21 protein-coding genes are annotated in these 24,175 nt (G+C 71.8%); 8 read left to right on the top strand and 13 right to left on the bottom strand.

What is annotated here, in order from left to right:
• The first annotated feature begins 10 nt into the window (after positions 1 to 10).
• Complete coding sequence (locus tag MUY22_RS16060; protein ID WP_247060580.1) at positions 11 to 892, top strand: cytochrome P450; 882 nt, start codon at positions 11 to 13, stop codon at positions 890 to 892.
• 24 nt (positions 893 to 916) lie between these two features.
• Here MUY22_RS16060 and glmM read toward each other — a convergent pair whose 3' ends face one another.
• From glmM to rplM, 3 genes are all read right to left on the bottom strand, one after another.
• A complete protein-coding gene (gene glmM, locus MUY22_RS16055) occupies positions 917 to 2,251 on the bottom strand; it encodes a phosphoglucosamine mutase (protein WP_247060578.1) in 1,335 nt (444 codons plus the stop codon).
• Between the two features lie 198 nt (positions 2,252 to 2,449).
• Entirely contained in the window at positions 2,450 to 3,064 is a 615-nt protein-coding gene (gene rpsI / locus MUY22_RS16050) for a 30S ribosomal protein S9 (protein ID WP_247060577.1), read from the bottom strand.
• A gap of 14 nt (positions 3,065 to 3,078) precedes the next feature.
• Positions 3,079 to 3,531: a 50S ribosomal protein L13 gene (gene rplM / locus MUY22_RS16045; RefSeq protein WP_247060576.1), complete on the bottom strand. Its 453-nt coding sequence runs from the start codon at positions 3,529 to 3,531 to the stop codon at positions 3,079 to 3,081.
• A 263-nt stretch (positions 3,532 to 3,794) separates the two neighbouring features.
• Between rplM and MUY22_RS16040 the strand changes: the two genes are divergently transcribed.
• Positions 3,795 to 4,688 carry a hypothetical protein gene (locus tag MUY22_RS16040; protein ID WP_247060575.1) on the top strand — a complete coding sequence of 298 codons (894 nt, stop codon included), beginning with the start codon at positions 3,795 to 3,797 and terminating at the stop codon, positions 4,686 to 4,688.
• A 41-nt stretch (positions 4,689 to 4,729) separates the two neighbouring features.
• Positions 4,730 to 5,443 carry a DUF4333 domain-containing protein gene (locus MUY22_RS16035; protein ID WP_247060574.1) on the top strand — a complete coding sequence of 238 codons (714 nt, stop codon included), beginning with the start codon at positions 4,730 to 4,732 and terminating at the stop codon, positions 5,441 to 5,443.
• Positions 5,444 to 5,470: 27 nt separating this feature from the next.
• Here MUY22_RS16035 and MUY22_RS16030 read toward each other — a convergent pair whose 3' ends face one another.
• Complete coding sequence (locus MUY22_RS16030; protein WP_247060573.1) at positions 5,471 to 5,839, bottom strand: VOC family protein; 369 nt, start codon at positions 5,837 to 5,839, stop codon at positions 5,471 to 5,473.
• A 62-nt stretch (positions 5,840 to 5,901) separates the two neighbouring features.
• Between MUY22_RS16030 and MUY22_RS16025 the strand changes: the two genes are divergently transcribed.
• Positions 5,902 to 6,351 (top strand): MarR family winged helix-turn-helix transcriptional regulator, encoded by a 450-nt coding sequence (locus tag MUY22_RS16025; protein WP_247060572.1) that lies wholly within the window; start codon positions 5,902 to 5,904, stop codon positions 6,349 to 6,351.
• Positions 6,352 to 6,458: 107 nt separating this feature from the next.
• Here the strand turns inward: MUY22_RS16025 and MUY22_RS16020 are convergent, their stop codons facing one another.
• The 5 genes from MUY22_RS16020 to eccCa all read right to left on the bottom strand — a co-directional run bounded on the left by MUY22_RS16020 (position 6,459) and on the right by eccCa (position 14,025).
• Positions 6,459 to 6,749, bottom strand: a complete 291-nt coding sequence (locus MUY22_RS16020; RefSeq protein WP_247060571.1) for a WXG100 family type VII secretion target — start codon at positions 6,747 to 6,749, stop codon at positions 6,459 to 6,461.
• A 60-nt stretch (positions 6,750 to 6,809) separates the two neighbouring features.
• On the bottom strand, positions 6,810 to 7,127 hold the full coding sequence (locus MUY22_RS16015; protein WP_247060570.1) for a WXG100 family type VII secretion target: 318 nt from the start codon (positions 7,125 to 7,127) through the stop codon (positions 6,810 to 6,812).
• Between the two features lie 253 nt (positions 7,128 to 7,380).
• A complete protein-coding gene (locus tag MUY22_RS16010) occupies positions 7,381 to 7,746 on the bottom strand; it encodes a hypothetical protein (RefSeq protein ID WP_247060568.1) in 366 nt (121 codons plus the stop codon).
• A 14-nt stretch (positions 7,747 to 7,760) separates the two neighbouring features.
• Positions 7,761 to 9,791 (bottom strand): type VII secretion-associated protein, encoded by a 2,031-nt coding sequence (locus MUY22_RS16005; protein ID WP_247060567.1) that lies wholly within the window; start codon positions 9,789 to 9,791, stop codon positions 7,761 to 7,763.
• Between the two features lie 217 nt (positions 9,792 to 10,008).
• The gene (eccCa, locus tag MUY22_RS16000) at positions 10,009 to 14,025 is read right to left on the bottom strand and encodes a type VII secretion protein EccCa (RefSeq protein WP_247060565.1); all 4,017 of its coding nucleotides are present in this window, start codon (positions 14,023 to 14,025) and stop codon (positions 10,009 to 10,011) included.
• 463 nt (positions 14,026 to 14,488) lie between these two features.
• Here eccCa and eccD point away from each other — a divergent pair, with 463 nt between their 5' ends.
• Complete coding sequence (gene eccD, locus MUY22_RS15995) at positions 14,489 to 15,853, top strand: type VII secretion integral membrane protein EccD (RefSeq protein WP_247060563.1); 1,365 nt, start codon at positions 14,489 to 14,491, stop codon at positions 15,851 to 15,853.
• A 20-nt stretch (positions 15,854 to 15,873) separates the two neighbouring features.
• Positions 15,874 to 17,499 carry a type VII secretion-associated serine protease mycosin gene (gene mycP, locus MUY22_RS15990; protein WP_247060561.1) on the top strand — a complete coding sequence of 542 codons (1,626 nt, stop codon included), beginning with the start codon at positions 15,874 to 15,876 and terminating at the stop codon, positions 17,497 to 17,499.
• Between the two features lie 9 nt (positions 17,500 to 17,508).
• Here mycP and MUY22_RS15985 read toward each other — a convergent pair whose 3' ends face one another.
• From MUY22_RS15985 to eccB, 3 genes are all read right to left on the bottom strand, one after another.
• A complete protein-coding gene (locus MUY22_RS15985; protein ID WP_247060558.1) occupies positions 17,509 to 18,615 on the bottom strand; it encodes a WXG100 family type VII secretion target in 1,107 nt (368 codons plus the stop codon).
• Positions 18,612 to 18,929: a hypothetical protein gene (locus tag MUY22_RS15980; protein WP_247060555.1), complete on the bottom strand. Its 318-nt coding sequence runs from the start codon at positions 18,927 to 18,929 to the stop codon at positions 18,612 to 18,614. Before MUY22_RS15980 ends, MUY22_RS15985 begins: the two co-directional genes overlap by 4 nt.
• 66 nt (positions 18,930 to 18,995) lie before the next feature.
• Positions 18,996 to 20,636 (bottom strand): type VII secretion protein EccB, encoded by a 1,641-nt coding sequence (gene eccB / locus MUY22_RS15975; protein WP_256475939.1) that lies wholly within the window; start codon positions 20,634 to 20,636, stop codon positions 18,996 to 18,998.
• A gap of 570 nt (positions 20,637 to 21,206) precedes the next feature.
• Here eccB and eccE point away from each other — a divergent pair.
• Entirely contained in the window at positions 21,207 to 22,442 is a 1,236-nt protein-coding gene (gene eccE, locus MUY22_RS15970) for a type VII secretion protein EccE (RefSeq protein ID WP_247060553.1), read from the top strand.
• Complete coding sequence (locus MUY22_RS15965) at positions 22,439 to 23,158, top strand: hypothetical protein (RefSeq protein WP_247060552.1); 720 nt, start codon at positions 22,439 to 22,441, stop codon at positions 23,156 to 23,158. The genes eccE and MUY22_RS15965 overlap by 4 nt, the downstream gene beginning before the upstream one ends.
• 89 nt (positions 23,159 to 23,247) lie before the next feature.
• On the opposite strand, the gene truA is transcribed toward MUY22_RS15965, so the two are convergent.
• Complete coding sequence (truA, locus tag MUY22_RS15960) at positions 23,248 to 24,075, bottom strand: tRNA pseudouridine(38-40) synthase TruA (RefSeq protein WP_247060550.1); 828 nt, start codon at positions 24,073 to 24,075, stop codon at positions 23,248 to 23,250.
• Positions 24,076 to 24,175 lie beyond the last annotated feature (100 nt).

Genomic DNA, 24,175 nt, shown 5'->3' with positions numbered 1-24,175 from the left:
TGTGGATCCGATGGACGAGTTCGAACGGCACGGGATCGCCGTGGTCGAGGGCCGCGACGCGGCCGCGCGCGCCCTGCGGTCGCCGGAGCTGACGTCGGATCCCGGGCTCGGGTCACCCAGCGTGCTGCTGCGCGACGGCGACGGCCACGCGCGGGTGCGCGGTGTGCTGCGGGAGATCATCGCCACGCTGGAGCCGTTCCCGGACGCGGTCCGCGACGGCGTCGAAACGGTCGTCGGCGCGCTGGGGACGTCGTTCGACCTCGTACGCGACTTCGCGCGGCCGGTCGCGGGCCTGGTGACGTCAGCGGTGCTGGGCGTGCCGCTCGACGACGTCTTCCTGGATCACCTGGAAGCGACGACGGCGAACCTCGACGTCTTCGGCGGCACGGACCGGCAGGGGCAGGCGTCGGCGTTCCGGCTGTCCGTGCAGCTCAGCCGGGCCCCGGCCGAGCCGGGCAGCGGTCTGGCGGCCCTGCGCGCGGCGCACGCGGCGGGCCGGCTCGACGACGACGAGCTGGCGATCAACCCGGTGGTCCTGGCGCACGCGGCGTACGAGAACTCGCTGAACTTCCTGGCGAGCGCCGGACTCTCACTGGCTTCCGCCGCCGAGCCTCGCAGTGCGCGTGACCTGGCGGCGGAGATCTGCCCGGCCCGGTACGTCCTGCGCTTCGGCCCCGACGGCCCGGTGGCGATCTCCCTGACCGACGGCTTGCCGTTCGGCCTGGGCCGCCACGCGTGCCCGGGATCCGGGGTGGCGCTGGCCGAAGCCGAGATCGCGCTGCGCGCGCTGGCCGACGTCCTCAGCGGCGGGTGCCGGGTCGAGGACGTGCGGTGGAAGACCCACCCGGTGTTCCACGGCCTGGCCTCGGCGCGGGTTCTCGTGAGCGGCTAACCGCTCACGAGAGCCGCGGCAGACTCAGGAAACCGCCGAGACCACTCCGGCGAGGCGGTCGGCGGCGGCCTGGGCGGTGGCCTGGGCCGGGGCCTCGACCATCACGCGGACCAGCTGCTCGGTGCCGGACGGGCGCAGCAGCACCCGGCCTTCCTCACCCAGCTCGGCCTCGACCTCGCCGACGGCGTCGCGGACCTCGCTCGACCCCGCGACCGCCGCCTTGTCGGCGACCCGGACGTTGATCAGCACCTGCGGCAGGCGGTTCATCACGGCCGCCAGGTCGGCGAGGGACTTGCCCGTCTCGGCCATGCGGCTCATCAGGCGCAACGCCGTCAGCAGGCCGTCGCCCGTGGTGGCGTGCGCCGGGAGGACGACGTGGCCGGACTGCTCGCCGCCGAGCGCGAAGCCGCTGGACCGCAGCTCCTCGAGGACGTAGCGGTCGCCGACCGCGGTGGTGACCACGGTGATGCCGTGGGCGCGCATCGCCAGGTGCAGGCCGAGGTTGCTCATCACCGTCGCGACCAGCGTGTCCTTGGCCAGCTCGCCGGACTCGGCCAGCGCGAGCGCCAGCACGGCCATGATCTGGTCGCCGTCGATCAGCTCGCCGGCGGAGTCGACGGCCACGCAGCGGTCGGCGTCACCGTCGTGGGCAATGCCGAGGTCGGCGCCGTGCTTGACGACGGCCTCGCGCAGCCGCTCCGGGTGGTTGGAGCCGCAGTGGTCGTTGATGTTGACGCCGTCGGGCTCGGCGTACAGCGCCACGACCTCGGCGCCGGCGCGGCGGTAGATCTCGGGCGCGGCCGCGGACGAAGCGCCGTTCGCGCAGTCGACGACGACCTTGAGGCCCTCGAGCGAGTGCGGCGTCACCGCGAGGAGGTGCTCGGCGTAGCGGTCGAGCGCGTCTTCGACGTCCGTGACACGGCCCACACCGGCGCCGGTCGGGCGGATCTTGCCGTCGGCGAGGCCGGCTTCGATCTCGTCCTCGATGCCGTCGGGGAGCTTGTGCCCGCCCGAGGCGAAGAGCTTGATGCCGTTGTCCGGCATGGGGTTGTGCGACGCGGAGATCATCACGCCCAGGTCGGCCTCGAGCGAGCCGACCAGGTAGGCGACGGCCGGCGTCGGCAGGACGCCGACCCGGCGCACGTCCGCGCCGGCGGAGGTGAGCCCGGCCACGACCGCGGCTTCGAGCATCTCACCACTGGCGCGCGGGTCCCGGCCGACGACCGCGATGGGCCGGTGCGAGCGGTCGTGCGCGGCGAGGACGCGGGCGGCGCTGGCGGCGAGCGCCAGCGCGAGTTCGGGCGTCAGCTCGGCGTTGGCCAGACCACGTACCCCGTCGGTACCGAACAGGCGTGCCATCGATCGACCTCCTCAGAGCGGCTGCGGCAGCGCAACCACCACGACAACCTAGCGAGCGTTCCCAGGTGCACTCCCCCACCCCCGAATGTCGCTCCGAGCACCGGAAATGCGACATCGGCCCGGGCGGGTCGGTAAAAACACCGAAGCGCCCATCCGATAGACGGATGAGCGCTCCGGTGGGTTGCGCCAGAGGCGCGATCAGCGCTTGCTGTACTGCGGGGCCTTACGGGCCTTCTTGAGGCCGTACTTCTTCCGCTCCGTGGCGCGCGCGTCACGGGTCAGGAAGCCGGCCTTCTTGAGGGCCGGGCGGTCGTCCGCGTCGACCTCGATGAGCGCACGGGCGATGGCCAGGCGCAGCGCGCCGGCCTGACCCGAGACGCCGCCACCGTGCAGGTTGGCGAAGATGTCGAACGCGTCCGGCTTCTCGACCAGGACCAGCGGGTCCTTGATGAGCTGCTGGTGCACCTTGTTCGGGAAGTACTCCTCGAGGGTGCGGCCGTTGAGCTTGAACTCACCGGTGCCCGGGACGACACGCACGCGAACGACGGCTTCCTTGCGGCGGCCGACGGTCTGGGCGTTGCCGCCCGCGGCCCGCGACGGGCGCGGGGCGGTGGCGGACTCGCTGGTCGCCGCCGGGGTCTCGCTGGTGGCGACCGGAGTCTCGCTCGTCGCGACCGGCGTCTCGCTGGTGGCGACGGCAGCCTCGGGAGCTTCCGTGCTTTCGGGAGCCTCGGTGGCTTCCGGGGTCTCGACGGCGCCGGTCTCGGTCGCCTCGGTGGTGACCTCGGCGGTCTCGGGCTCGGTGCTGGTCACAGACTGTTCCTCACTCACTGCGCGACCTGCGCGATCTTGGTGATCTCGCGCACCTGTGGCTGCTGCGCGGTGTGCGGGTGCTGCGGGCCGGCGTAGACCTTCAGCTTCTTGGCCTGGGCGCGGCCGAGCTTGTTCTTCGGCAGCATGCCCTTGACGACCTTCTCGAGAAGGTGTTCGGGCTTGGTGTCGAGCAGCTCGCCGAAGGACCGCTTGCGCAGACCGCCGGGGTAACCGCTGTGCCGGTAGGCGAACTTCTGCGTGCGCTTGTTTCCGGTGAGCGCGACCTTCTCGGCGTTGACGATGATGACGAAGTCACCGGTGTCCACGTGCGGGGCGTAGGTCGGCTTGTGCTTGCCGCGCAGCAGCGTGGCGACCTCGGTCGCGAGCCGGCCGAGCACGACATCCTCGGCGTCGATCACGTGCCAGGCACGAGTGACGTCGCCGGGCTTGGGGCTGTACGTGGGCAAGGGTCTACCTCGTCGTCAACATTGCGTGTGGGTTCTGTGCGGGCCTAGCGCGCTGATGCGCCGCAACGCACAACGACATATGAAGATACCCCCACGCTCGCCGCAGCCACGCATCGGGGGTGGGTGGAAGCGCCGGGACAGGCCCGGCCCCTGCGGACTCTACCCGGTTTTCCGGCCGAAGTGCCCGCACGCGCGGCCCCGACACGCGAGGATGAGACGATCCGAGCGCTGGGAGCACCGGCACAGTCGAGCAGGGGACGGCGATGAGGAAACGACCGACGGCGATCTTCGTCCTGGGGGCGTTCCTGGCGCTCGTCAGCGCCTGCGGCCAGGCCAAGGCGGGCACGCCGCTGCCGAAGGGCGACGACGCGGCGGACTACGTCGGCGGCAAGTTCGAGCAGGTGATCGGCAAGCTCGAGGACAGCATCACCGACACCCGCGACGTCACCAACTCGCTCGACGCCTACTTCAAGTTCGACGACAAGTGGGTCCACAGCACCGTCACCTCGGCCCGCACCGGCAGCCCGGAGAACCGGGTCGTGCGGCACCGCTCGCTGAAGAACCCCGACGAGATCATCGACACGTACACCCCGGCCGACGGCCCGGTCGAGTACACCTACCTCGGCCCGATGTACGTGCAGAAGGGCGTCTCGCCGACGGCGTGGGTGTCGATGCCGAAGCCCGAGGCCGGCCTGATCCAGCCCTGCGTCTGGGGCGGGGTGCTGACCCCGTGCCGGATGGCCGACTCGACGGTGGACGCCTACCGGGCCGACAAGCGGGCGGTCCGCGGGGCGAAGAGCCTCGGCGACGGCAAGACCGCGCTGACGGTCAACGTGCCCTTCGAGGTCTTCGTCAAGAACCGGGTCGAGATCCTGCCGGCCAGCGTCACCAGCCTGATCGGGCCGGAGCTGAACAAGGCCATGGTGCCGACCACGATCACGCTGAACCCGGACGGCAGCCTGGTCTCGTTCGCGATGGACGCCAAGTTCGGCGGCGACAGCCACCAGGTCGAGCTCAAGTACGAGTTCAAGTTCACCGGCCCGGCGAGCCTGCAGGACATGCCGAAGCTGCCCGACGCGTCGCAGATCACCGTGCTGCCCGACCGCGCGGCGATGGACGACTTCTACCGCCGGCTCGGCGACGCGCAGGGCAACTGAGCCGTGGCCGTCTCCCCCCGCCCGACCCGAGGTGATCCCCGATGACCCAGCCGCCCGACCAGCAGCCGCAGTGGTGGCAGCCGCCGGCCAACCCGCCGGCACCGGCCAACCCGCAGGCGCCGCAGGCCCCGGCCTGGCAGCCGGAGCAGCAGGCGACCGGCCCGCATTCCGGGCAGTGGCAGCAGAACGACACCCCGGGCGCGGCCACCGGGTCCTACACGGGCCAGTGGGCCCCGCAGCAGCCCGGCCCGAGCGGGTCGTTCTCCGGGCCGTGGCAGGGACAGCAGAACGCCCCGTGGCAGCCGCAGCCGCCGGCACCCCAGCAGGGCGCCCCGGGCGGCGGCCGGCCGCCGCAGCAGCCGGGCCCGCAGTACGGCGGCGGGTTCCAGCCGTCGCAGTACGGCGGCCTCGGCGCGTTCGCCGCGGCGCCCGAGAAGAAGCCGAAGTCGAAGAAACCCTTGCTGATCGCCGGGATCGTGGTCCTGGTGCTCGTGCTCGGCGGCGGTGGCGCGTGGCTGCTCGGCGCGTTCCGCGGGGACGTCCTGGACCAGGAGTCCCTTCAGGACGGTGTGGTCAAGGTCCTGAACGAGAACTACGGCGAGCCGGACGTGAAGAACGCGCAGTGCCCGTCGAACGAGGCGGCCCGGAACGGCACGACCTTCGACTGCACGGTGCAGATCGGCGGTCAGGCCAAGAAGGTCACCGTGCGGGTGCTCAACGACCGCCCCGAGTACGAGGTCGGCGCGCCGCACTGAGTCCCCGGCCCGCCACCGTCCGGCCGGTCAGGCGCGGTCGTGGAGGGTGACCTGGTAGCCGTCGGGGTCGGCGAAGGTGAACGTCCGGCCGAAGGGGCCGTCGATCGGCGCGGCGACGATGGTGTGGCCGTCGGCGGCGAGAGCGTCGTGGATGGCCTGGACGTCGGTGGCGTGCAGCCAGATCGCGGCACCGATGCCGGGCTGGGCCACGGATGCGAGGTCGGTGCCGGGCACGACGTCGCGGAGGGCGAACGCGATCGGCTTCGTCTCGAAGACGACGGCGTGCGGCGGTCCGGCCGGCGAGCGGACGAGGCCGAGGTACTGCTCGTAGAACGCCTGTGAGGCGCCGAGGTCGCGCGCTTGGAGCGAGATGAAGTCGGGGCCGGTGACGGGCATGTGGTGCTCCTTCTTTCCGTGTCAGTCTTCTGACACGGCTCAATCTATGTCAGAATACTGACATGAGTCAAGACGGAGTCGGCGTCGACCTGGAGACGTCACTGGGCTACCTGCTGAAAGAGGCGTCGAGCGCCCTGCGCGCGGCCATGGACGAGGTGCTGCGGCCGCTCGGGATGAGCGTGACGCACTACTCCTGCCTCGAACTGCTGGCCCAGCGACCGGGCTTGTCGAACTCCGAGCTCGCGCGGGGCGCGTTCGTGACCCGGCAGTCGATGAACGTGCTGCTCCAGACCCTGGAACGAGAGGGCCACGTGACCAGGCCCGAGGCGGCGCCCGTCGGGAAGGTGCTGCCCACGCGGCTCACGCCCCGAGGCCGGCGGAGCCTCGAGAAGGCGACCGTGGCGGTGCGGTCCGTCGAGGTCAGGATGCTGGCCGGGATGACCGGAACCGAGCAGGCGGACGCGTTCCGGATCCTGCGGAGCATGATCCGGTCCCTGCGCGACGGCGGCTAGCTCGCTCCTCCATCTTCCGCGATGAGCCGGTTTTCCTTGTCCGGAAACGGAAAACGGCGGGCCCCGCACCGAAGTGCGGGCCCGCCGTGGTTCCCGGGGCTAGCGGCTCAGAACAGGCCTTCGACGGCGCTGTCCGTCGACTGGTAGCCGTCGGCGATCTGCGGCAGGGCGGCGGCGATCTGCGCCAGAACCTGCTTCAGGTCCTCGAAGCTCTGGTCCCACGCGCGCTGGGCCTGGTCGTACTGCTCCTTGGCGGAACCGGTCCAGGTGGTGATCAGCGGCTTCAGGTCGTCCTTGAGGCGGTCGAACGCCTGCTGCAGCTCGCCCCCGGTCTGCGTGCAGTCGTCCGCGGCAGCGCGGATGGTGGCGTAATTGACGACAATGCCGGCATCGGACATGACGTACTCCTTCGGAACTCAAGAATTTCGGGTGAATGAAAAGAAAGACGAGGGTGAAGCTCAGCCGAGCGCGTCGAAGCCGCGGTTGACGGCGCCCAGGATCTCCTGCTGCTGCTGCTCGGACTTCTCGTACTTCGAACCGGCCTCGCGGAGGAGCTCCGCGATCTTCTGCAGCGCCTGGTTCATCTTGCGGGCGTCCTCGTCGAAGCGCTGCATGACGTGGTCGAACGCCTTCTGCGCGTCGCCCTGCCAGCCGGCGCGGGTGGCCTCGATGCGGTCGCGCAGCGTGGACAGGTTGCTGTCCATGCCCGCGCGGACCTCGGTGACCTTGCCCTCGGCGTCGGTGAACTGCTGAACTGTCCCTGTGAATCCAGCCATGCTGGAAACCCCCTTCATAAGAGTGGTTGGCCGTAGCGCGTCTCGTTCGTTTGTACGGCCCTACGACGCAGACCCTGCCATGCCCGGTTCCCTCTTGTCGTGCTTCGCCGGCAAGTAGTTGCTTGCGTGAACGCTCCCCCTGGGAACCGATCGCCGCCCGTTGCGGCAGATCACCCCGATCCGGCGACCTGTCACCCGAAAATACGTTCTCCACCAGCGGGGTTAGCACACGCACAGCGAACACGCGGTGAACTCACTGGCCACGATTCATGATTCGCATTTGGGAAAAGTCTTCGTCATCGTCACTCGTTCGAGGAGCCCGAGCGGGAGATTGCGAACGCGAAGGAACCGAATCGGGAACCACAGGGGTCTCGGGGGTCTCCGGAACCGCCAGCCCGCGGGCCCGGCGGAACCGTTCGGCGGCCGCCCGCAGGGTGCCGGGCGTCGGATCGCCGGACTTCGCGCCGCGACCCGTTCGCTTCAGCAATTCGACGTTTTCGCTGTGGTGGCGCTGATTGCGCGCCTTCGCGTTCCCGGAGACGCGCCGGGCGTGCGTCACGGCGTCCTGGCCGATCCGCTTGAAGGACGCCGCGGCGCTCTCGAATTCTTCGGACGGCACCGCGTGCCCTCCTCTCAGTTGAGGATTTCCACCGTCCGCACGGCCTGCGTGCAGGCGGCGGCGACCCGGTCGCGCAGCTCGGGCTTCACGTACTGGCAGCCGACGTGGACCCGGATCCGGCCCTTCGCCACGACGTACCAGTCGACCTGGATGTCGGGGCGGTCCGGCTTGACCTGGTGGTAGAAGATCACCGTGCGACCCGCGTACGAAGCGCTCGGGTTGTACGCACTGTACTGCTCCGGGTCGTTGTCGGCGCTCTTCTTGAGCTCGTCCGAGAGCTTCTGCGGGTCCGCCGTCGCGTCGTAGTCCATGACGTACTCCTGCGCGACGAGCAGGTCGTTGCCGTCCGCCGACTCCTGCGGGTGGATGACGACCTGGCGGTCGGCGACCCGGTCGTCGGTCTGGACCCAGTCGGTGGGCGCGACGAACTTGAAGTCGTACTGCGAGAGCGTCCGGCCGGTCTCGGCCTGGGTGCTGTCGCGCGTGAAGAAGAGCACCCCGCCGACGACGAGCGCGGCCACGACGACCACCGCGACGGCCACGACCCCCCACAGCTTCTTGCGGTCCTTCGCGGGCGGCTCGGGCGCGGGCGGAGCCGCGGACGCGCCGCCGGGCCGGGGCCCAGGGCCGCCAGGGCCGCCGGGGCCGCTCTGGGCGGGCTGGCCGGCCGCCGGCGTCCACGGGCGGGCCGCCGGCTGGCCGTGAGGCGGCGACGGTGGCGGCCCGGGACGGTTCGCGTTCGGCGGGGTGAACTGAGCCGGTACGGACCGGGGTGGCGCCGGGCGCGGGGCGACGTCGCCGGGGCGGACGACCTCCGTGCGCTGCGCCGCCGGGTTCAGCGCACCCCCCGGCACCGCGCCCATCCGGGCCATCGCCTCGCCGGGCAGCGCGCCGGTGCGGTCCGGGTCGACCAGCACCGCGCGCAGCGCGCCGCGCGCGACCACCGTCTCCGGCTGGTCGAGGCTCGTCGGGACGACGCCGGTGCGTTCGTGCACCAGCCGGGAGATCATCGGGATCCGGCTCGACCCGCCGACCAGGAAGATCGCGGTGAGCTGCTTCGGCCGCAGGCCGGCGTCGCCGATCGAGGCGACGGTCAGCTCCACCGCGCGCCCCAGCGGCGCCGCGATCAGCCGTTCGAGGTCCTCGCGGGTGACGTGCGCGTCGGCGAACGGCGGCGGCATCGGGACGTCGGTGTAGGCGTGCCGCGACAGGGTTTCCTTCGCCCCGCGCACGTCCTGGCGCAGGACGCGGCGGCGTCGGCGGTCGACGAGCTCCCGGCCTTCGACGAGCTGGCGCCAGGCGTCCTGCTCCCCACCCGCCACGAGCTCGCCGACGTGCTCCAGCAGCGCCTGGTCGATGTCCGCGCCGCCGAAGGCGGGATCACCCCGGGTGGCGAGGACCTGGAAGCCGCCGCGCTGCGGTCGGCCGGCCCGGTCCCGCGCGGTGTCCGGCGGGAGCCGGCGCACGACGCTGACGTCGACCGTGCCGCCGCCGAGGTCCAGCACCGCGAGCGCGTCGCCCGGGCGGCCGCTGAACTCGACGGTGCGGTCGTTGGTGACGTCCTGCGGTGCGAACGTCGCGGCGTGGTAGACCGCCGCCGCGACCGGCTCCGGCACCAGCGCGACCTCGCGCGCCAAGCCGCCGGCCGCCTGCCGCAGCAACCGGGTGCGGATGGCACCCCAGTCCGCGGGGTGGGTCAGCACGAGCAGGTCGACCTCGGCCTCGCCGGCCAGCCGGCGCGCCTCGGCGACCGCGCGGCCGAGCACGGCGTGTACGACGTCGGTGACCCGCAGGACGCTGTCGCCGAGCAGCAGCTCGCCCTCGTCGATCCGCCGCTTGGGGTTGGGTTCGTAACGCGACGGGTCGACCGCCGCCTGCCGCTCGGCCTCCTGGCCGACGAACAGCGTGCCGTCGGCCGCCGCGTACACGGCCGAGGACATCAGCGGCTGGCCGTCGATCACCACGACCTGCGGATCGCGCCCGTTGACCGAGGCGACGACACAGGTGCTCGATGTCCCGAAGTCCACCGCTACCCGCACTGTCACCCGATGCTCCCGCAATACTCGCCGCGATCCCCCGCGCCACCGCGATCACGCCGGCGGGGCGCACCCTCGGGGAGGAAACCTACCCCGTCGTCGAAGGTGCGCCCCGCGGCACTGTTCCCGATCCGGCCAAAAGCAGGCCGCCGCCCCCGGAGGACGCGACCGTTCCACGAAACCCTTCGGCCGTGGCTGTGGCCGGATCGGGGACGAACGGCACAGTTCAGTCCGGCTGGATCCACGACACCTGGATCAGCTGCTTGCCGTACTTGCGGGTCAGCATCAGGCCCCGGCCCGGCGGCATCGCGCTCGGCTTGATGTTGCCGATCAGCGCACCTTCGTCGCGCGAACCGTTCATCACCATGCCCGGCGCCGCGATCTCCTTCAGCTTGCCGATGATCGGGTCGTACATCGCCTTGCTCGCACCACCGGTGCGCCGCACGACCACCAGGTGCAGGCCGACGTCCTTGGCCTGCGGCAGGAAGTCCGAGATCTTCCGCAGCGGGTTGTTGGACGAGGTGGCCACCAGGTCGTAGTCGTCGACCAGGATGAACAGCTCCGGGCCCTTCCACCACGACCGCGTCTTCAGCTGCTCCTGCGTGACGTCCGGGCCGGGCAGGCGCCGCGTCATCGAGTTGAAGACGTCGTTGACCATGCTCTCCAGCTGCGCCGCCGACACCGCGTAGCCGAGCAGCGAATCGCCCTGGACGAACCCGAGCATCGAGCGCCGGTAGTCGACCAGCAGGATCAGCGCTTCCTTCGAGGTGAACCGCTCGGAGATGCCCCGGGCGATCTGCCGCAGCAGGTTCGTCTTCCCGGACTCGCCGTCGGCGAACGCGTAGAAGTGCGGCTCGGCGTTGAAGTCCAGGTAGATCGGCTGCAGGTCCTCTTCGTTGACGCCGATCGGGATCAGCTTCGACTCGCGGGCCGTGTCGAGCTTCAGCACCTCGTCGTAGGTGATCATCTCCGGCAGCAGGCGCACCTGCGGCGCCACCCGGCCCCGCCACGCCGCCTTGATCTTCGCCACCGCGTCGGCCACGCCGGACGCGATCGTCTCCGCGTCACTCGAGCCGTCGATCCGCGGCAGGCCGCCGAGCAGGTGCAGCTTCTCCCGCGTCAGGCCGCGGCCCGGCCGCCCGGCCGGGATGTTGACCGCGATCCGGCGGTCGATGTCCGACTCGGTCGGGTCACCGAGGCGCAGCTCGAACCGGGTGCCGATCATGTCCTTGATCGCCGGGCGGATGTCCGCCCACCGGTTGGCGGAGATGATCACGTGCACGCCGTAGGACAGGCCCTGGGTGGCGAGCCGGGTGATCGTGGTTTCGAGCTCTTCGAAGTCGTCGCGCAGGGCCCGCCAGCCGTCGACGATCAGGAACGCGTCGCCGAACGGGTCCTGGTCCGGCCGGATCTCGCCGCGGCGCTTCCGGTTGCGGAACTCGGTCATCGAGTCGATGCCCATCGCCCCGAACCGGCCTTCCCGCTCGACGAGCAGGGTGGTCAGCTCGGCCACGATCCGGCGCGCCTTGTCCGGCTCGCGCCGGGCCACGGCCACCCCGCCGACGTGCGGCAGGTCGGCCAGCCCGGCCAGGGTGCCACCACCGAGGTCGAGGCAGTAGAACTGCGCCTCTTCCGGCGTGTGCGTCAGCGCCATCGACATGATCAGCGTCCGCAGCATCGTCGACTTGCCCGACTGCGGGCCGCCGACGATCACGCCGTGCCCGGCCGCACCGGCGAAGTCCGCCCACAGCGGGTCACGGCGCTGCTCGTACGGCCGGTCGACGATGCCCAGCGGCACCTGCAGCCGGCCGTTGCCGAAGAAGCCGACCGGGGACAGGCCGCGGTCGTCGGTCGGGTTCAGGTTCGGCAGCAGCGTGTCGAGCGAGTTCGGGTCCTTCAACGGCGGCAGCCACACCTCGTGCGCCGGCGGGCCCTGCCCGATCAGCCGCGAGACGATGACGTCCAGCTCGCTGGGCTCGACCGCCTCTTCGGGCTGCTGCCGCTCTTCGACCTTCGGCGCCGCGTCGAACAGCTCCGGTTCCGGTTCCTTCGGCAGCTCGACGAAGTCCGGGACGAACAGCTGCGGGCGCTTGTCCGCGCGCACCACCGTCGCCGCCGGGCCCGCGGCCTGGATGCCGGCCGGCCGGTACGGGCCCGACACGTAGGACGCCTTGAACCGCACCAGCGTCGAGGTGTCGAACTTCAGGTAGCCACCACCGGGAACCGAGGGCAGCTCGAACGCGTCCGGGACGCCGATCGCGGCGCGGGACTCCGCCGCCGAGAACGTCTTCAGGCCGATCCGGTAGGACAGGTGCGAGTCGAGACCGCGCAGCTTGCCCTCTTCCAGGCGCTGCGACGCGAGCAGCATGTGCATCTGCAGCGACCGGCCCAGCCGGCCGATCGCGACGAACAGGTCGATGAAGTCCGGCTTCGCCGCGAGCAGTTCGGAGAACTCGTCGCAGACGATGAACAGCGCGGGCAGCGGGTCGAGGTCGGCGCCGTTCTCACGGGCTTTCTCGTACTCCCAGACGTTCTTGAAGTTACCGCCGTTCTTCAGCGCTTCCTGCCGGCGGTTCATCTCGCCGGCCAGCGCGTCCTTCATGCGGTCGACCAGCGTGACCTCGTCCGCGAGGTTGGTGATGACCGCGGAGACGTGCGGCGCCTTGTCCAGGCCCAGGAAGGTCGCGCCACCCTTGAAGTCGACGAGGACGAAGTTGAGCGTGCTCGACGAGTGCGTGGCCAGCATGCCCAGCACCAGCGTGCGGAGGAACTCCGACTTGCCGGAACCGGTCGCGCCGATGCACAGGCCGTGCGGGCCCATCCCCTCGGCGGCGGCTTCCTTGATGTCCAGCTCGACCGGCTGGCCGTACTCGCCGACACCGAACGGGACGCGGTAGCGGTCGCGGATCGGCCGGGGCCGCCACGCCTGCTGGACGTCGAAGGTCATCGGGTCGCCCGGGATGCCGAGCAGCTCCAACAGCGACGGGTTGGATAGCAGTGGCTCCTCGTCGCTGACGTCCTGCCCGGCCGCGCCGCCGACGCGGTACGGCGAGATGAGCCGCGCGAGCGACTCCGTCTCGACGACGCTCAGGGTGTCCGGGCGGCCGAACCACTCGACGCCGCCGGCACTGCGCGCGCCGAGGCGATCGGCCTCCACGACCAGCCGCAGCCCGCGGCGGGCGGCGAGGTTGCCGATGGAGTCGGACAGGTCGATCAGCGTGACGCCGACCAGGCCCTCTTCGAGGATGATCTGCTCTTCGCGGGTCACCTCGGCGTCGTCGACGATGATCACGACGTGCGGCTGGTCCGGCGCCGGGGTGGCGTTGCGGGAGAACCGCTGGCGGTCACGCAGTTCTTCGTCGAGCCAGTTTTCGATCTGGGCCAGCGAGCCGGCCATCATGCGGAGCTGGCCGATGCCGTCGGACATCGTGGGGTGCTGGGCGTGCGGCAGCCACTTCGCCCACTCCCACTCCTCCTTCGCGCGCCCCGCGGTGGCGACCGCGATCAGCACGTCGTCGGGGCTGTGGAAGGTGACCATCTGCGCGAGCATCGCGCGGGTCAGGCCGCGGGTCAGCGCCCGGTCGCCCTGCATGCTCACCGCGGCGAACCCGCGCAGCGTGATCTGGGTGGGCAGGTCCGGCACGATCGAGTGCGCGCGCACGAACCGGCGCAGCGCGAGGGTGGCGATCGGCTCCAGCTCGTCGACCGGCCCGGTCTGCGGCGGGACCAGCCGCGTCGCGAGGCGGTGCGAGCTGCGCCCGACGCGCAGGTGCAGGAAGTCCTGGTCGTTCTGGCGGCGCTCCCACATCCGGCGGCTGCCGGCCAGCGGCCACAGGGACTGGGGGTCCGGGTGCACCCACTCGAGCGCGGCCCGCTGGTCGACCATCGCCTCGCGGGCGCGGTCGCGCATCTGGCCCAGGTAACGGAGGTAGTCCTTGCGGTCCTCGTCCATCTCGGCGCGCTTGGCGCCACCGCCCTTGCCGCCACCGCCGGCCATCATCCCGAGCGTGCCGACGACCATCATGCCGCCCATGGCCATCATCATCGGGTTCCGGTTGCTGGCCTGGAACATGAAGACCATCATCCCGAGCGACGCCACGATCATCACGATCGGCAGCGCCTTCATGACGATGTTGCCGGGGATGACGCGGGGCACCTCGGGCGGCGGCTCGAGGTGCACCTCACCACCCGGCGGGCGCGGTGCCGCCAGCCGCGGCGACTTCTTGAACTGCAGCGTGCTCATCGAAGGACCCCTCATTCAAACTCGACGATGGCGGCCACCGTTTAGTGCACAAGGTGCGCGGAACAACCTAGCGAACGTCGCGGAGGAATTCCGGCGGATACCGCAACCGCCTCTGTGACCCACGTCGGGCGTCCCTGCCCTCGTCCGGCGAGTGTACGGCCCACGACCGACAGTCATGATCGCTCGGGGAAATCCGCTGTCACACTCTTGGTTACGGCGGGTTCACCCTTGGCGACAGGCGTGGTGATCATGATCTGGGATGATCACCGTGCGGAGGGCCGCTTCGCCCGCTTCTCCCGCGACGACGTCATCACCGACAAACGACTCGGACCGACCTGCGGCGGGCAGTGATTTTCGGACGTTCGATGATGTCGGCGCCCGGGTCCGGTATAAGTTCCCCCGGGAGCAGTATCAACCGAGCGGGGGCAGTGCAGTGGCTACGGGCACGACAGTTTTCAGCAGGGTGACGGTGGTGGCGCCCTCCACCCGGATCGACGTGGCGCTGCCCGCCGACGTCGCGGTGGCCGATCTCCTCCCGATGCTGCTCGACATGGCCAAGGAATCGTCGCCCGACGGCGGCGCCCGCCACGGCGGCTGGGCGCTGGCGAAGCTCGGCGACGCCCCGCTCGACCCCAGCCGCACGCTCGCCTCGCTCGGTGTCGTCGACGGCGAGCTGCTGCAGCTGCGCAAGCGCAACGAGAACCCGCCGCCGCCGCTGTACGACGACGTCGTCGACGCGATCGCCGAGTCCTCCCCGGACAGCTTCCGCCCGTGGACCAAGGAAACCGCCAACCGCTTCGGGCACGTCGCGGGCGGGCTGGCGCTGGTCGTCGCCGCTGTCGCGCTGTTCTTCAGCGGGTCGTTCTACGGCGGCAGCGCGCTCGGCGCGGCCATCGCCGGCGGCATCGGCGCGATCGCGTGCGTCGCGGTCGGCGCGACGCTCGCCAAGGCGTACCAGGCCGAGTCGACCGGCGTGCTGGTCGCCGCGGCCGGCGGCCTGCCACTGGCCTTCGTCAGCGGCTTCTACATCGTGCCGGGGCTGTCGCTGCGGGCGAACCTGCTGCTCGGCGCGGTCCTCGTGATCATCGTCGCCTCGGTCTGCATCATGGTCATCGGCGCCGGCATCACGACGTTCATCGCCGCCGCCACCGCGGGCACCTTCGGGGCGCTGGCGTTCCTGTTCGGCACGCTCATCGCGCACCCGGCCGCCGGCATCGCGGCCGGCACCATCGCCGTCGCCCTCGCCTGCATCTCGATCCTGCCGCGCGCCACGATCTGGCTCGCGAAGCTGCCGCTGCCGCACGTGCCGGGCAGCGCGGAGGAGCTCAAGGAAGACTCCGGTTTCCCCGACTACCGGGCGATCGAGCGCCGCACGGCGATCGCGCACAACTACATGACCGGCCTGATGATCGGCTGCGGCGCCACGGTCGCGGTGGCCGCGGTCATCGCCTCGTCGGCGCCCGGCGTGTTCGGCATCATCCTCGGCGTCGTCGCGACGCTCGTGCTGCTGCTGCGCGCCCGCGCGTACGCGAACGGCAGCCAGGCCATCGCCCTGCTCACCACGGGCATGGTCTCGGCGACCGGCATCGCGATCGGCTGGCTGACGACGTCGAGCCCGCAGAACCGCCTGCTCATCGTCTTCGGTGTGCTGATCCTGCTGGCCGCGGGCGCGCTCGTGGTCGGCGTGATCTTCCCGAACCAGCGCTTCTCGCCGCCGCTGCGGCGCACGGTGGAGATCATCGAGGCGCTCTGCATCGCGTCGGTGCTCCCGCTCGCCCTGGGTGTGATGGACCTCTACACCACCCTGCGGCACCTGAACTTCAAGTGACCGGATCGGGTGAATCTCGGATGGCTGCAGGACGCCGCTTCGGCGCGACCCGGCGAACGACCACGGCGTTGCTGGCCGGCACCATCGGCGTGCTCGCGCCGCTCGGCGTCGCGCTGCCGGTGTGGGCGCAGACGGCCCCGGCGGACGGCTACTACGCGACCCCGCCGCCGGTCGACGACAGCAAGCGGCCGGTGGACGAAAAGAAGCCCGACAAGGCTTACACACAGACCAAAGGCTGCGTCCAGCGCGCCGTCCTGGGCCAGAACATCCAGATCAACAACCGGCCGTGGGGCCAGGAGTACCTGCAGCTGGCGAAGGCGCAGGAGATCGTCCGCGCCGCCACGTCCGACCACTCCGCCGGCGGCGGTGTCAAGGTCGGGGTGATCGACACCGGTGTCACCGGGCACCCGTGGTTCCAGAACCGCCTCGAGTCGGGCGGCGACTACGTCGCGGCGACGACCCACGGCCAGCCACCCGGGCTCGAGGACTGCGACGGCCACGGCACCGAGGTCGCCGGGATCATCGCGGGCCGGCCCGACAACCCCGAGGTCGGCTTCGTCGGCGTGGCACCGGACGCGACGATCGTGTCCTTCCGCCAGCTGAGCGAGAACTACGGGCCCCCCAAGGAGACCCCCACCCCGCCGGCCGGCACCACCAGCAGCTCGCCGTCGTCGAGCGAGAACCCGCCCGCCGGGTCGGAGTCGCAGCTGCCGCCGAGCACCGGCGCCGGAGGCGGCGGGGAGGGCGAGGGCACCTCGCCGGGACAGACGAACGGCGGCCGCCAGCTCGAGAAGGACGGCACAGCGGGGACCCTGAAGACGCTCGCGGAGATCCTGGTGCGGATCGCCGACCGCGGCGACATCAAGGTCGTGAACATGTCGGTCGACAACTGCCGGGTGGCCGACGGCACGATCACCCAGGGCGAGCAGCAGGTGCAGGCGGCCGTCCACTACGCGGCTTCGAAGGACGTCGTGATCGTCGCCGCGGCCGGCAACGTCGGGGACAAGTGCCTGCAGAACGACCAGCCGGACGCGCGCAAGCCGAAGACGATCGTGACCCCGCCGTGGTTCGCGGACGACGTGCTGTCGGTCGGCGCGATCGACGAATTCGGCAGTGTGGCGCCGTTCAGCGTGCACGGCCCCTGGGTCGGCGTCGCCGCCCCCGGCACGAAGATCATCTCGCTGGATCCCGCCGAAGGGTCGACGGGGCTGGCGAACCTGACGTTCGAAAGCGGTGACAAGGCCAGCGAAATCCAGGGCACGAGCTTCGCGGCGCCCTACGTCGCCGGTCTCGCGGCGCTGGTCCGGGCGAAGTACCCCGACCTCAAGGCGAAGCAGGTTGTCGACCGGATCAAGGAGACCGCCCAGCACCCGGCCGCACAGGGCGGGCGAGACAACTTCGTCGGCGCCGGCGTGATCGACCCGGTGGCGGCCCTGACGCAGAGCCTGCCGTCGGAGGTCGGGGTCGTGGCGTCGGACCCGGGCCCGCAGATGGCCCAGCTCCCCCCGGCCAACGACCGCAGCTCGACCCCGATGATCGTGGCCCTGGCCGGCACCGGTGGTGGCCTGGTGGCCCTGCTGATCACGCTCTTCGTGATGCGCACGATCCGCCGCAACCGCCCGGAGCCCACCGGCCCGGTCCGCTGACCGCAGGCACTACCGCTGCGCGGGCGGCGCCGGGGGCTTGGGCTTCGGCGCCGTCTCGTCCTCGCCGATCACCGGCGGGGCGACCAGGTCCGGCTCGCCGAGCAGCTCCGACGACTTGATCATCGGCCGGTTCTTCGACGGGCGGCGAGCCTGACCGCCGCCTCCGCCGAAGCCGCCGATGCCCATCATCGGCATCATCGGCATGCCCGACGCGCTGTGGTCCGCGGTGTCCGCCACGACCGGGGCGACCGGCGCCTGCGGGACGGCCGCGTCCGCGGGCCGGCCGGAGTCGGTGTGCTTGCTGTCCTCCGCCGACGACGCCGTCATGACCTCATCCGAGCCCGAGTCCGAACCGGTCGAACCCGTCGAAGAAACCGCCGTCGCACCGGACTCCGTGTCCTGCAACCGAAACCGGTCCTGCGGGTACCGGTGGTTGATCTCGACGCTGCGGGTGGCGACGTCGGGGTCGTCGACCCCGTCGCACAGCCGGTCGAACGCCTCCAGGACGTCGCGCGCGGTCTCGTAAAGCCCCTTCGCCGACTCCTGCGTCTCCCGCAGCTGCGTCCGCGCTCGCCGGGTGCCGCCGCTGGGGAGCGTCATCGACTCCGACACCAGCTCCGCCGCGTCCACCAGCACTTCGACGAGGTCGACGACGACGTGGCGCAGGGTCGTCACCAGGTCGTCGAGGGCGCCGGCGAGGACGGTCAGCGCTTCCTGGAGGTCGCCGCCCGCGGCGCCGATCTCGCGGATGTACGCGACGAACGCGTCCGCGTCCCGGCCCTCCCAGCCGCCGTCCAGGCGGCCGAGCCGGTCGTCGAGCCGGGCGGACACCTCGGCCGCCGCGGCGGCCGCCCGGCGCAACCGGCCGGCCTCGGCACCGAGGTCGCCCCAGCGGCCGATCAGCGGGCGGAAGTACGTCTCGACGGGGTCGATCAGCCCGAGCTGCCCCGAAAGGTCCGTGAGGTACGACAGGTACGGCTCGGCCGCGGCGGCGATGTCGTCGCCCGCCGCGTCCGGCCCGAAGGTGATGGCGGGTGCCGCCGCGGGGGCGGCCGTCCGCTTGGCCAGGGGGTGCGGGATGGAAGCGGTGGACGCTTCCGGTTCGGCGAACGTCATTCGAGCCTCCCGGCGCGCTTGATCAGCTCCGCGGCCTGGGCGTCCTGATCGCTGTGGCGGACCGTGACGTGCCGCAGCGCCTCCGCGGCCGACCGCAGCGCCTCGGCGCCGTCGGCCAGCTGCTGCCGCAACGCCCCGGCCGCGCGGCCGTACGACGCACCGAGGCCGAGCTGCGCCCCCAGAGCGCCGTAGGACTCGTCGGAAACGCCTTCGCCGCCCACCTCGGCCGCCGCCGAATCCAGGTCGGCTGCAGCCTCCTCAGCCGTCTTGGCGTACTCGGCGACGACAACGCCGTCCATCCTCAAGCCGGCCACGGCACCTCCGCTCGCGAAAAGACCATCCGAGCGTGTGTGACGCGCGGAGCGGCCCGATGGTTCCGCTCAGCTGCCCGGCTGCGGGCCGGGCGTCGGGAACGAGCCGGCGTTCGGGTCGATCGGCACGGAGTCGAACTCCCGCAGCACGTCCTGGGTGTTCAGCGAAGCGCCGGTCGGCAGCAGCCCGATGATCGACTCCGGCGCCGGCTGCCGGTTGTTCAGGCCGATCGCGTCCGCGGTCGCGGCGTCCGGGACGCTGTAGCGGATGCCGCGGTCGGAGATCAGCTGGATCGAACCCTTGCCGAAGCTCGCCTTGCCGGTGGCGGACTGGACGACCGCGCCGAACCCGGGCTGCAGGTAGAACCCGTTGACCGGCACGCGGTTCGGGCCGGGCGTGGTCACCTTGATCGTGCTGAACTTGTCGCCGTGGCTGTTCTGGCCCGGCAGCTGGGTGTCGATGTAGACCGAGGTGTGGGCGTCGCGGTTGTCGCCGTCGCCGACCACGGACCAGCCGAGGCAGGCGACCGCCGAGTTCTTCGTCGCGTCGAGGACCGTCGGGACCGTGCGCGGGAAGTCGTCGACCTTGATGTAGTCCGGGTCGGTGGGCTGCAGGACGCGGACGCCGGACAGCTTGTCGAGGCCGAGGATCTGGATCCGGCTCGCGCTGCCGTGCTTCGCGACGCGGATGACGTCGGCGACCGCGTTCGACACCTGCTGGATGCCGCCCGTGGTGATGGCCCAGTACTGCGGCTGGGCCCCGGTCGGCTGCGTGGAGAAGACGTCGCCCGCGGTCAGGCCGTCGAAGTCGGCCGGCGCGTTGCCGTCCGCGATCACCGGCGGGGTCAGGCGCGCGACCTCGGGGATGGCGTTCAGCAGCCCCTGCGTGATCTTCCGCGGTTTCTGGTTCAGCTGCAGGGCCGTCGAGACCGCGTTGTGCGAGTCGCCGGTGTCGATCTCGGCGCGCACGGTGTTGGCGTTGGGGCGGTTCTGCGTGCTCGGCAGGCGGTAGATCAGGTACGTCTTGCCGTTGTCCGCCGCCGCCAGCAGCGCTTCCTTGTCCCCCAGCTCCGTGCCGAGGGCGCTCGGCGCGATTCCGCCGAAGACGTAGGTGTTGGTCTTGTTCACGCTGTCGGGCTGCGGCAGCGAAGGATCGAGCTGAACCTGGTCGCAGACGGCCCAATTCGCGGAAGTCCGCTGCGAATCCCCCGGAATCAGTTGCGGGCCGTCCGGAATTCCGGTCAGTTTTCCGCGCGGGATGTTCTTCAGCTGTTCATCGGAAACGACCGTGGGATTCTTCACAGCGGCCGGGCTCGCCGCGGCCGCCGGCGCCGCCACGCTGTTGCCGCCGGCCGCACCGGACGACTGCTGCTTCGACTGGGCGAGCAGCAACAACCGCGCGGACGCGAGGTTGAAGGTCGGGACGAGCATCTTCGGGTTGCCCATCACCACGTAGACCGTGCCGGACTGCTCACCGATCACGATGCCGCCGGCCTCGGGCACCGACGGCGCCGGGCTGAGCAGGCCCCAGACGACGAACACGATGGCGCCGAGAGCGCCGAGCACAACACCGACGATCGTGGCCCTCGTGTGGGTGCGCATCGGGTCGTGCAGCATCACGGCATCACGCCGGACCAGTGCCGACTGCATCCGGCGCAGGACGAACTTGTACGCCTGAACCTGAGACTTAGTCGTGGGTGTTGATGGCATTCTCGACCTACAGCTCTCCCCGTCGCGGTACGGTTCCGCAGGATAGCCGTACGGGGACCGTCTGGTGTGGGGTTTCTACCAACTCAAGCTAGTGTCGGACTCCCCGGGACCCGGCTTCCGGGTACGCAGCAAGCACGAGGGGAAGAGAAAGCGCGGATGTCCGTCACCAACCCTCCACGTCCGCCTGGCCCGCCCGGGCCCCCGCCGCCCGGCCGTCTGCCGGGCCCGCCGCCTCGTCCGGGCAGACCGACCGGCCCCAACGTCCTTCCCGGTGGCCCTGGCGGACCCGGTGGGGTGCCGGGTGGCCCCGGTGGCGGACCCGGCGGACCCCAGGGGCCCGGTGGTGGCCCCGGCGGACCCCCTCGCGGCCCCGGCGGCCCCGGTCCCGGCCCTGGTGGCCCCGGCGGACCGGGTCGTCCCGGTCCCGGTGGCCCGGGCGGACCTGGTGGGCCCGGCGGCCCGGGAGGTCCCGGTGGACCCGGCGGCCCGGGCGGACCCGGTGGTCCCAGCGGCCCGCAGGGGCCCGGTGACTCCGACGGCCCGGCCAGTACCCCGGCCGGCGCGACCCGGATGGCCCCGCCCGCGCGGCGCCGGTCCTCGGGCGTGAACCTCGGCCCGCTCCCCGTGGCGAACCTCGTCGTGCTCGAGGTCGGTCTCGCGGTCGGGCTGGTGCTGCTCGCGATCGACATGTCGTTGAAGTACGTGGGGATCGGCATCCTCGGCGCCGCCCTGATCGTCGCGCTGCTGCGCTGGCGCGGCCGCTGGTTCACCCAGTGGGTCGGCCTGACGATGCGGTACTCCTTCCGGTCCCACGACCGCGTCGCCGAGCCGCTGCCGCCGAGCAGCGTCGAGGCGATGGCGGCCGAGGAGACCGCGGTGACCGGCGCGGACGACGCCCGCGTGAACCTGCTCCGCATCGCCGTCCCGGACCTCGTCGTCGCGCACGGCGTCGACCACGAGCGCCAGCAGGTCGGGCTCGCCTGGCACGACGGCTCCTGGACGGCCGTGCTGCTCGTCGAGCCCACCCCGGCGATGATCACCCAGGCCGGTGACGCGCCGAGCCTGCCGCTCGCGGCGCTCGCCCCGTGCCTGGAGGACCGCGGCGTGGTCCTCGACTCCATCCAGATGATCTGGCACTGCTACCCGGGCAGCGCGGCGCTGCCGTCGGACTCGCCCGCGCTGAGCTCCTACATGGAGGTGCTCGGCCCGCTGCCCGCGGCGGCGCGGCGGACGACGTGGGTCGCGATCCGGCTGGACCCGAAGCGCTGCCCGGCGGCGATCCGGGAGCGCGGCGGCGGCGTCGTCGGCGCCCACCGCGCGCTGATCGGCGCGCTTTCCCGCGTGCGCAACGCCTTGGAGTCGCAGGGTGTCCCGACCCGGCCGCTCGACCCGGACGAACTGCTGCGCGCGAGCATTTCCGCCGCGGAGCTGACGTCGGTCGCCGGCTCGCCGGACAAGGTGATGCTGCAGGAGCGGTGGTCCGGCGTGACCGCGGCCGGCATCGGCCACGCGAGCTACGCGATCACCGGCTGGCCGAAGGGCAAGATCACCGGCAGCCTGAACGCGCTGACGAGCGTCCGCGCGCTGTCCGCGACGGTCGCCATGTCCATCTCGCCGGCGTCGGACGAGGGCAAGATCGGCCTGCGCGGCGTGGTCCGGCTCAGCGCGCGCAACCCGCGTGAGCTCGACGCCGCCGACCAGCGGCTGCACGGCCTGTCCGAGCGGCTCGGAGTGGTTCTGACGCCGCTGCGCGGGCTGCAGGTCTCCGCGCTCGCCGCGACGTTGCCGATCGGAGGTACGGCATGACTTCCCGTCTCCGCGACGCCGGGCAGAACACCGGTGTGGCGCCGGAGTTCACCGTGGACCCCGCGATGCTCGACGCGATCAGCCCGTCGGGCGACCGCGGCGGCATCGTGCTCGGCTCGGGCCTCAAGGGCGAGCCGCTGACGATCTCGGCCCTGCGCTCGACGCCGACCCGCATCGTGCTGGTGGGCGGGCTGTACCTGGCCCGCCAGGTCGCGATGCGCGCGATGGCCGTCGGCGCGTGGGTCGTGGTGGCCACGGGCCGCCCGACCGAGTGGCAGGTGCTGTCCCGCGCGGCCGGCAGCCGCGACGGCCGGCCGTCCCCGCTGGTCCAGATCCGCCGGCTGTCCCCGGTCGAGCTGCCCCGCCCGTCGGAGGACGCCCCGCTGCTGGTCGTCACCGACGGCGGCCCGACCCCGCAGGACCTGTTCCCGCCGAGGTCGCCGTGGCAGACGACGATCTACGTCCTCCCGTACCTGCACCCCCAGGCGGGCGCGACGGCGAACGCGGCGGACCTGGTGCTGATGCAGCGCCTCCCGGCCGGCCAGGCCGAGCTGGCGGCCCGCATCTGGCGCCTGCCGCCGCAGATGATGCGCCAGCTGACGACGTTGAAGGACGACCAGGTGGTAGCCCTGGGCCGCAACCTCTGGCGACCCCTGCGCCTGGTGACGACGGGCAAGGAGCAGCAGCTCCTGGGCCCGGTCCGCCGCGGCGACTGAGGTTTCCGCTCTCGGCAACGTCGTGAGGGGCACCTTCAGGGACTCAGCTTCCCTGAAGGTGCCCCTCACGGCGTTCCTGGGCACGGCTTTCAGGGGGAGGTGCGGACGTTGCGCGTTTGCTCGGCTCGTGCGGCCAGTTCGGTGTCCGGCGGGTAGTCGACCGCTGTGAGGGTCAGGCCGTGGGCCGGGGCCACCGCGCTGTCGCGGACGCCGCTCGCCAGGACCTCGCCCGGCCAGCTCGGCCCGCGGCGGCCGTCGCCCACCAGGAGCAATGCTCCGACCAGGCTGCGGACCATCGAGTGGCAGAACGCGTCCGCGGAGACCTCGACCTCCAGCAGGTGCTCGTCCACCCGGCGCCAGACCAGACGCTGCAGCTCGCGGATCGTCGTGCCCGTGTCGCGCTGCTTGCAGTACGCCGCGAAGTCCTGCAGGCCCAGCAGCGACGCCGCCGCGGCGTTCATGGCGTCCGTCGACAGTGGACGGTTCCAGGCCAGCGTGTCGTTGCGGCGCAACGGGTCCACGCCCCAGGGGGCGTCCGAGACGCGGTAGCGGTAGTGGCGGCGGACCGCCGAGAACCGGGCGTCGAAACCCGCCGGGGCCACGCGGGCGCCCAGGACGCGCACGTCGCCCGGCAGGAGGCGGTTCCAGCGCCCGGCCATGCGGGTCAGGTCCGGGATCCCCTCGGGTGACACCGGGACCCGGCCGGAAGGGCCCGTGAGCGGCACGACGTCGACGTGCACCACCTGGCCGGCCGCGTGCACCCCGGCGTCCGTGCGGCCCGCCACGACCACCGACTTCGGTACCGAGGCCCCCGGCGGCTGGCGCTGCAGGGCCTCCTCCAGCTCCGCCTGGACCGTGCGGCGGCCCGGCTGGCGGGCCCAGCCCGAGAAGTCCGTGCCGTCGTAGGAGACGTCCAAGCGCAGACGAACGAGCCCGCCGTCCCCAGCGGGGATGGCGGGCTCGTTCGGAACGGCTTCCGTCGTCAGGACTCGTCGTCCTGCTGCGACGGCGGCAGCG

This window comes from Amycolatopsis sp. WQ 127309 (assembly GCF_023023025.1).
GTDB lineage: Bacteria > Actinomycetota > Actinomycetes > Mycobacteriales > Pseudonocardiaceae > Amycolatopsis.
The sequence above is the reverse complement of the archived record's forward strand: the minus strand, read 5'-3'. Positions and strand labels throughout refer to the sequence as shown.

Bases quoted from the DNA above. Each gene is read 5' to 3' on its own strand.
- MUY22_RS16030 (WP_247060573.1), bottom strand. From the start codon at position 5,839: ATGCCCGTCACCGGCCCCGACTTCATCTCGCTCCAAGCGCGCGACCTC.
- MUY22_RS16060 (WP_247060580.1), top strand. From the start codon at position 11: ATGGACGAGTTCGAACGGCACGGGATCGCCGTGGTCGAGGGCCGCGAC.
- MUY22_RS16020 (WP_247060571.1), bottom strand. From the start codon at position 6,749: ATGTCCGATGCCGGCATTGTCGTCAATTACGCCACCATCCGCGCTGCC.
- MUY22_RS16025 (WP_247060572.1), top strand. From the start codon at position 5,902: ATGAGTCAAGACGGAGTCGGCGTCGACCTGGAGACGTCACTGGGCTAC.
- MUY22_RS16040 (WP_247060575.1), top strand. From the start codon at position 3,795: ATGAGGAAACGACCGACGGCGATCTTCGTCCTGGGGGCGTTCCTGGCG.
- MUY22_RS15965 (WP_247060552.1), top strand. From the start codon at position 22,439: ATGACTTCCCGTCTCCGCGACGCCGGGCAGAACACCGGTGTGGCGCCG.
- MUY22_RS16035 (WP_247060574.1), top strand. From the start codon at position 4,730: ATGACCCAGCCGCCCGACCAGCAGCCGCAGTGGTGGCAGCCGCCGGCC.
- glmM (WP_247060578.1), bottom strand. From the start codon at position 2,251: ATGGCACGCCTGTTCGGTACCGACGGGGTACGTGGTCTGGCCAACGCC.
- MUY22_RS16015 (WP_247060570.1), bottom strand. From the start codon at position 7,127: ATGGCTGGATTCACAGGGACAGTTCAGCAGTTCACCGACGCCGAGGGC.
- eccB (WP_256475939.1), bottom strand. From the start codon at position 20,636: ATGCCATCAACACCCACGACTAAGTCTCAGGTTCAGGCGTACAAGTTC.
- mycP (WP_247060561.1), top strand. From the start codon at position 15,874: ATGGCTGCAGGACGCCGCTTCGGCGCGACCCGGCGAACGACCACGGCG.
- eccE (WP_247060553.1), top strand. From the start codon at position 21,207: ATGGCCCCGCCCGCGCGGCGCCGGTCCTCGGGCGTGAACCTCGGCCCG.
- MUY22_RS15985 (WP_247060558.1), bottom strand. From the start codon at position 18,615: ATGACGTTCGCCGAACCGGAAGCGTCCACCGCTTCCATCCCGCACCCC.
- eccCa (WP_247060565.1), bottom strand. From the start codon at position 14,025: ATGAGCACGCTGCAGTTCAAGAAGTCGCCGCGGCTGGCGGCACCGCGC.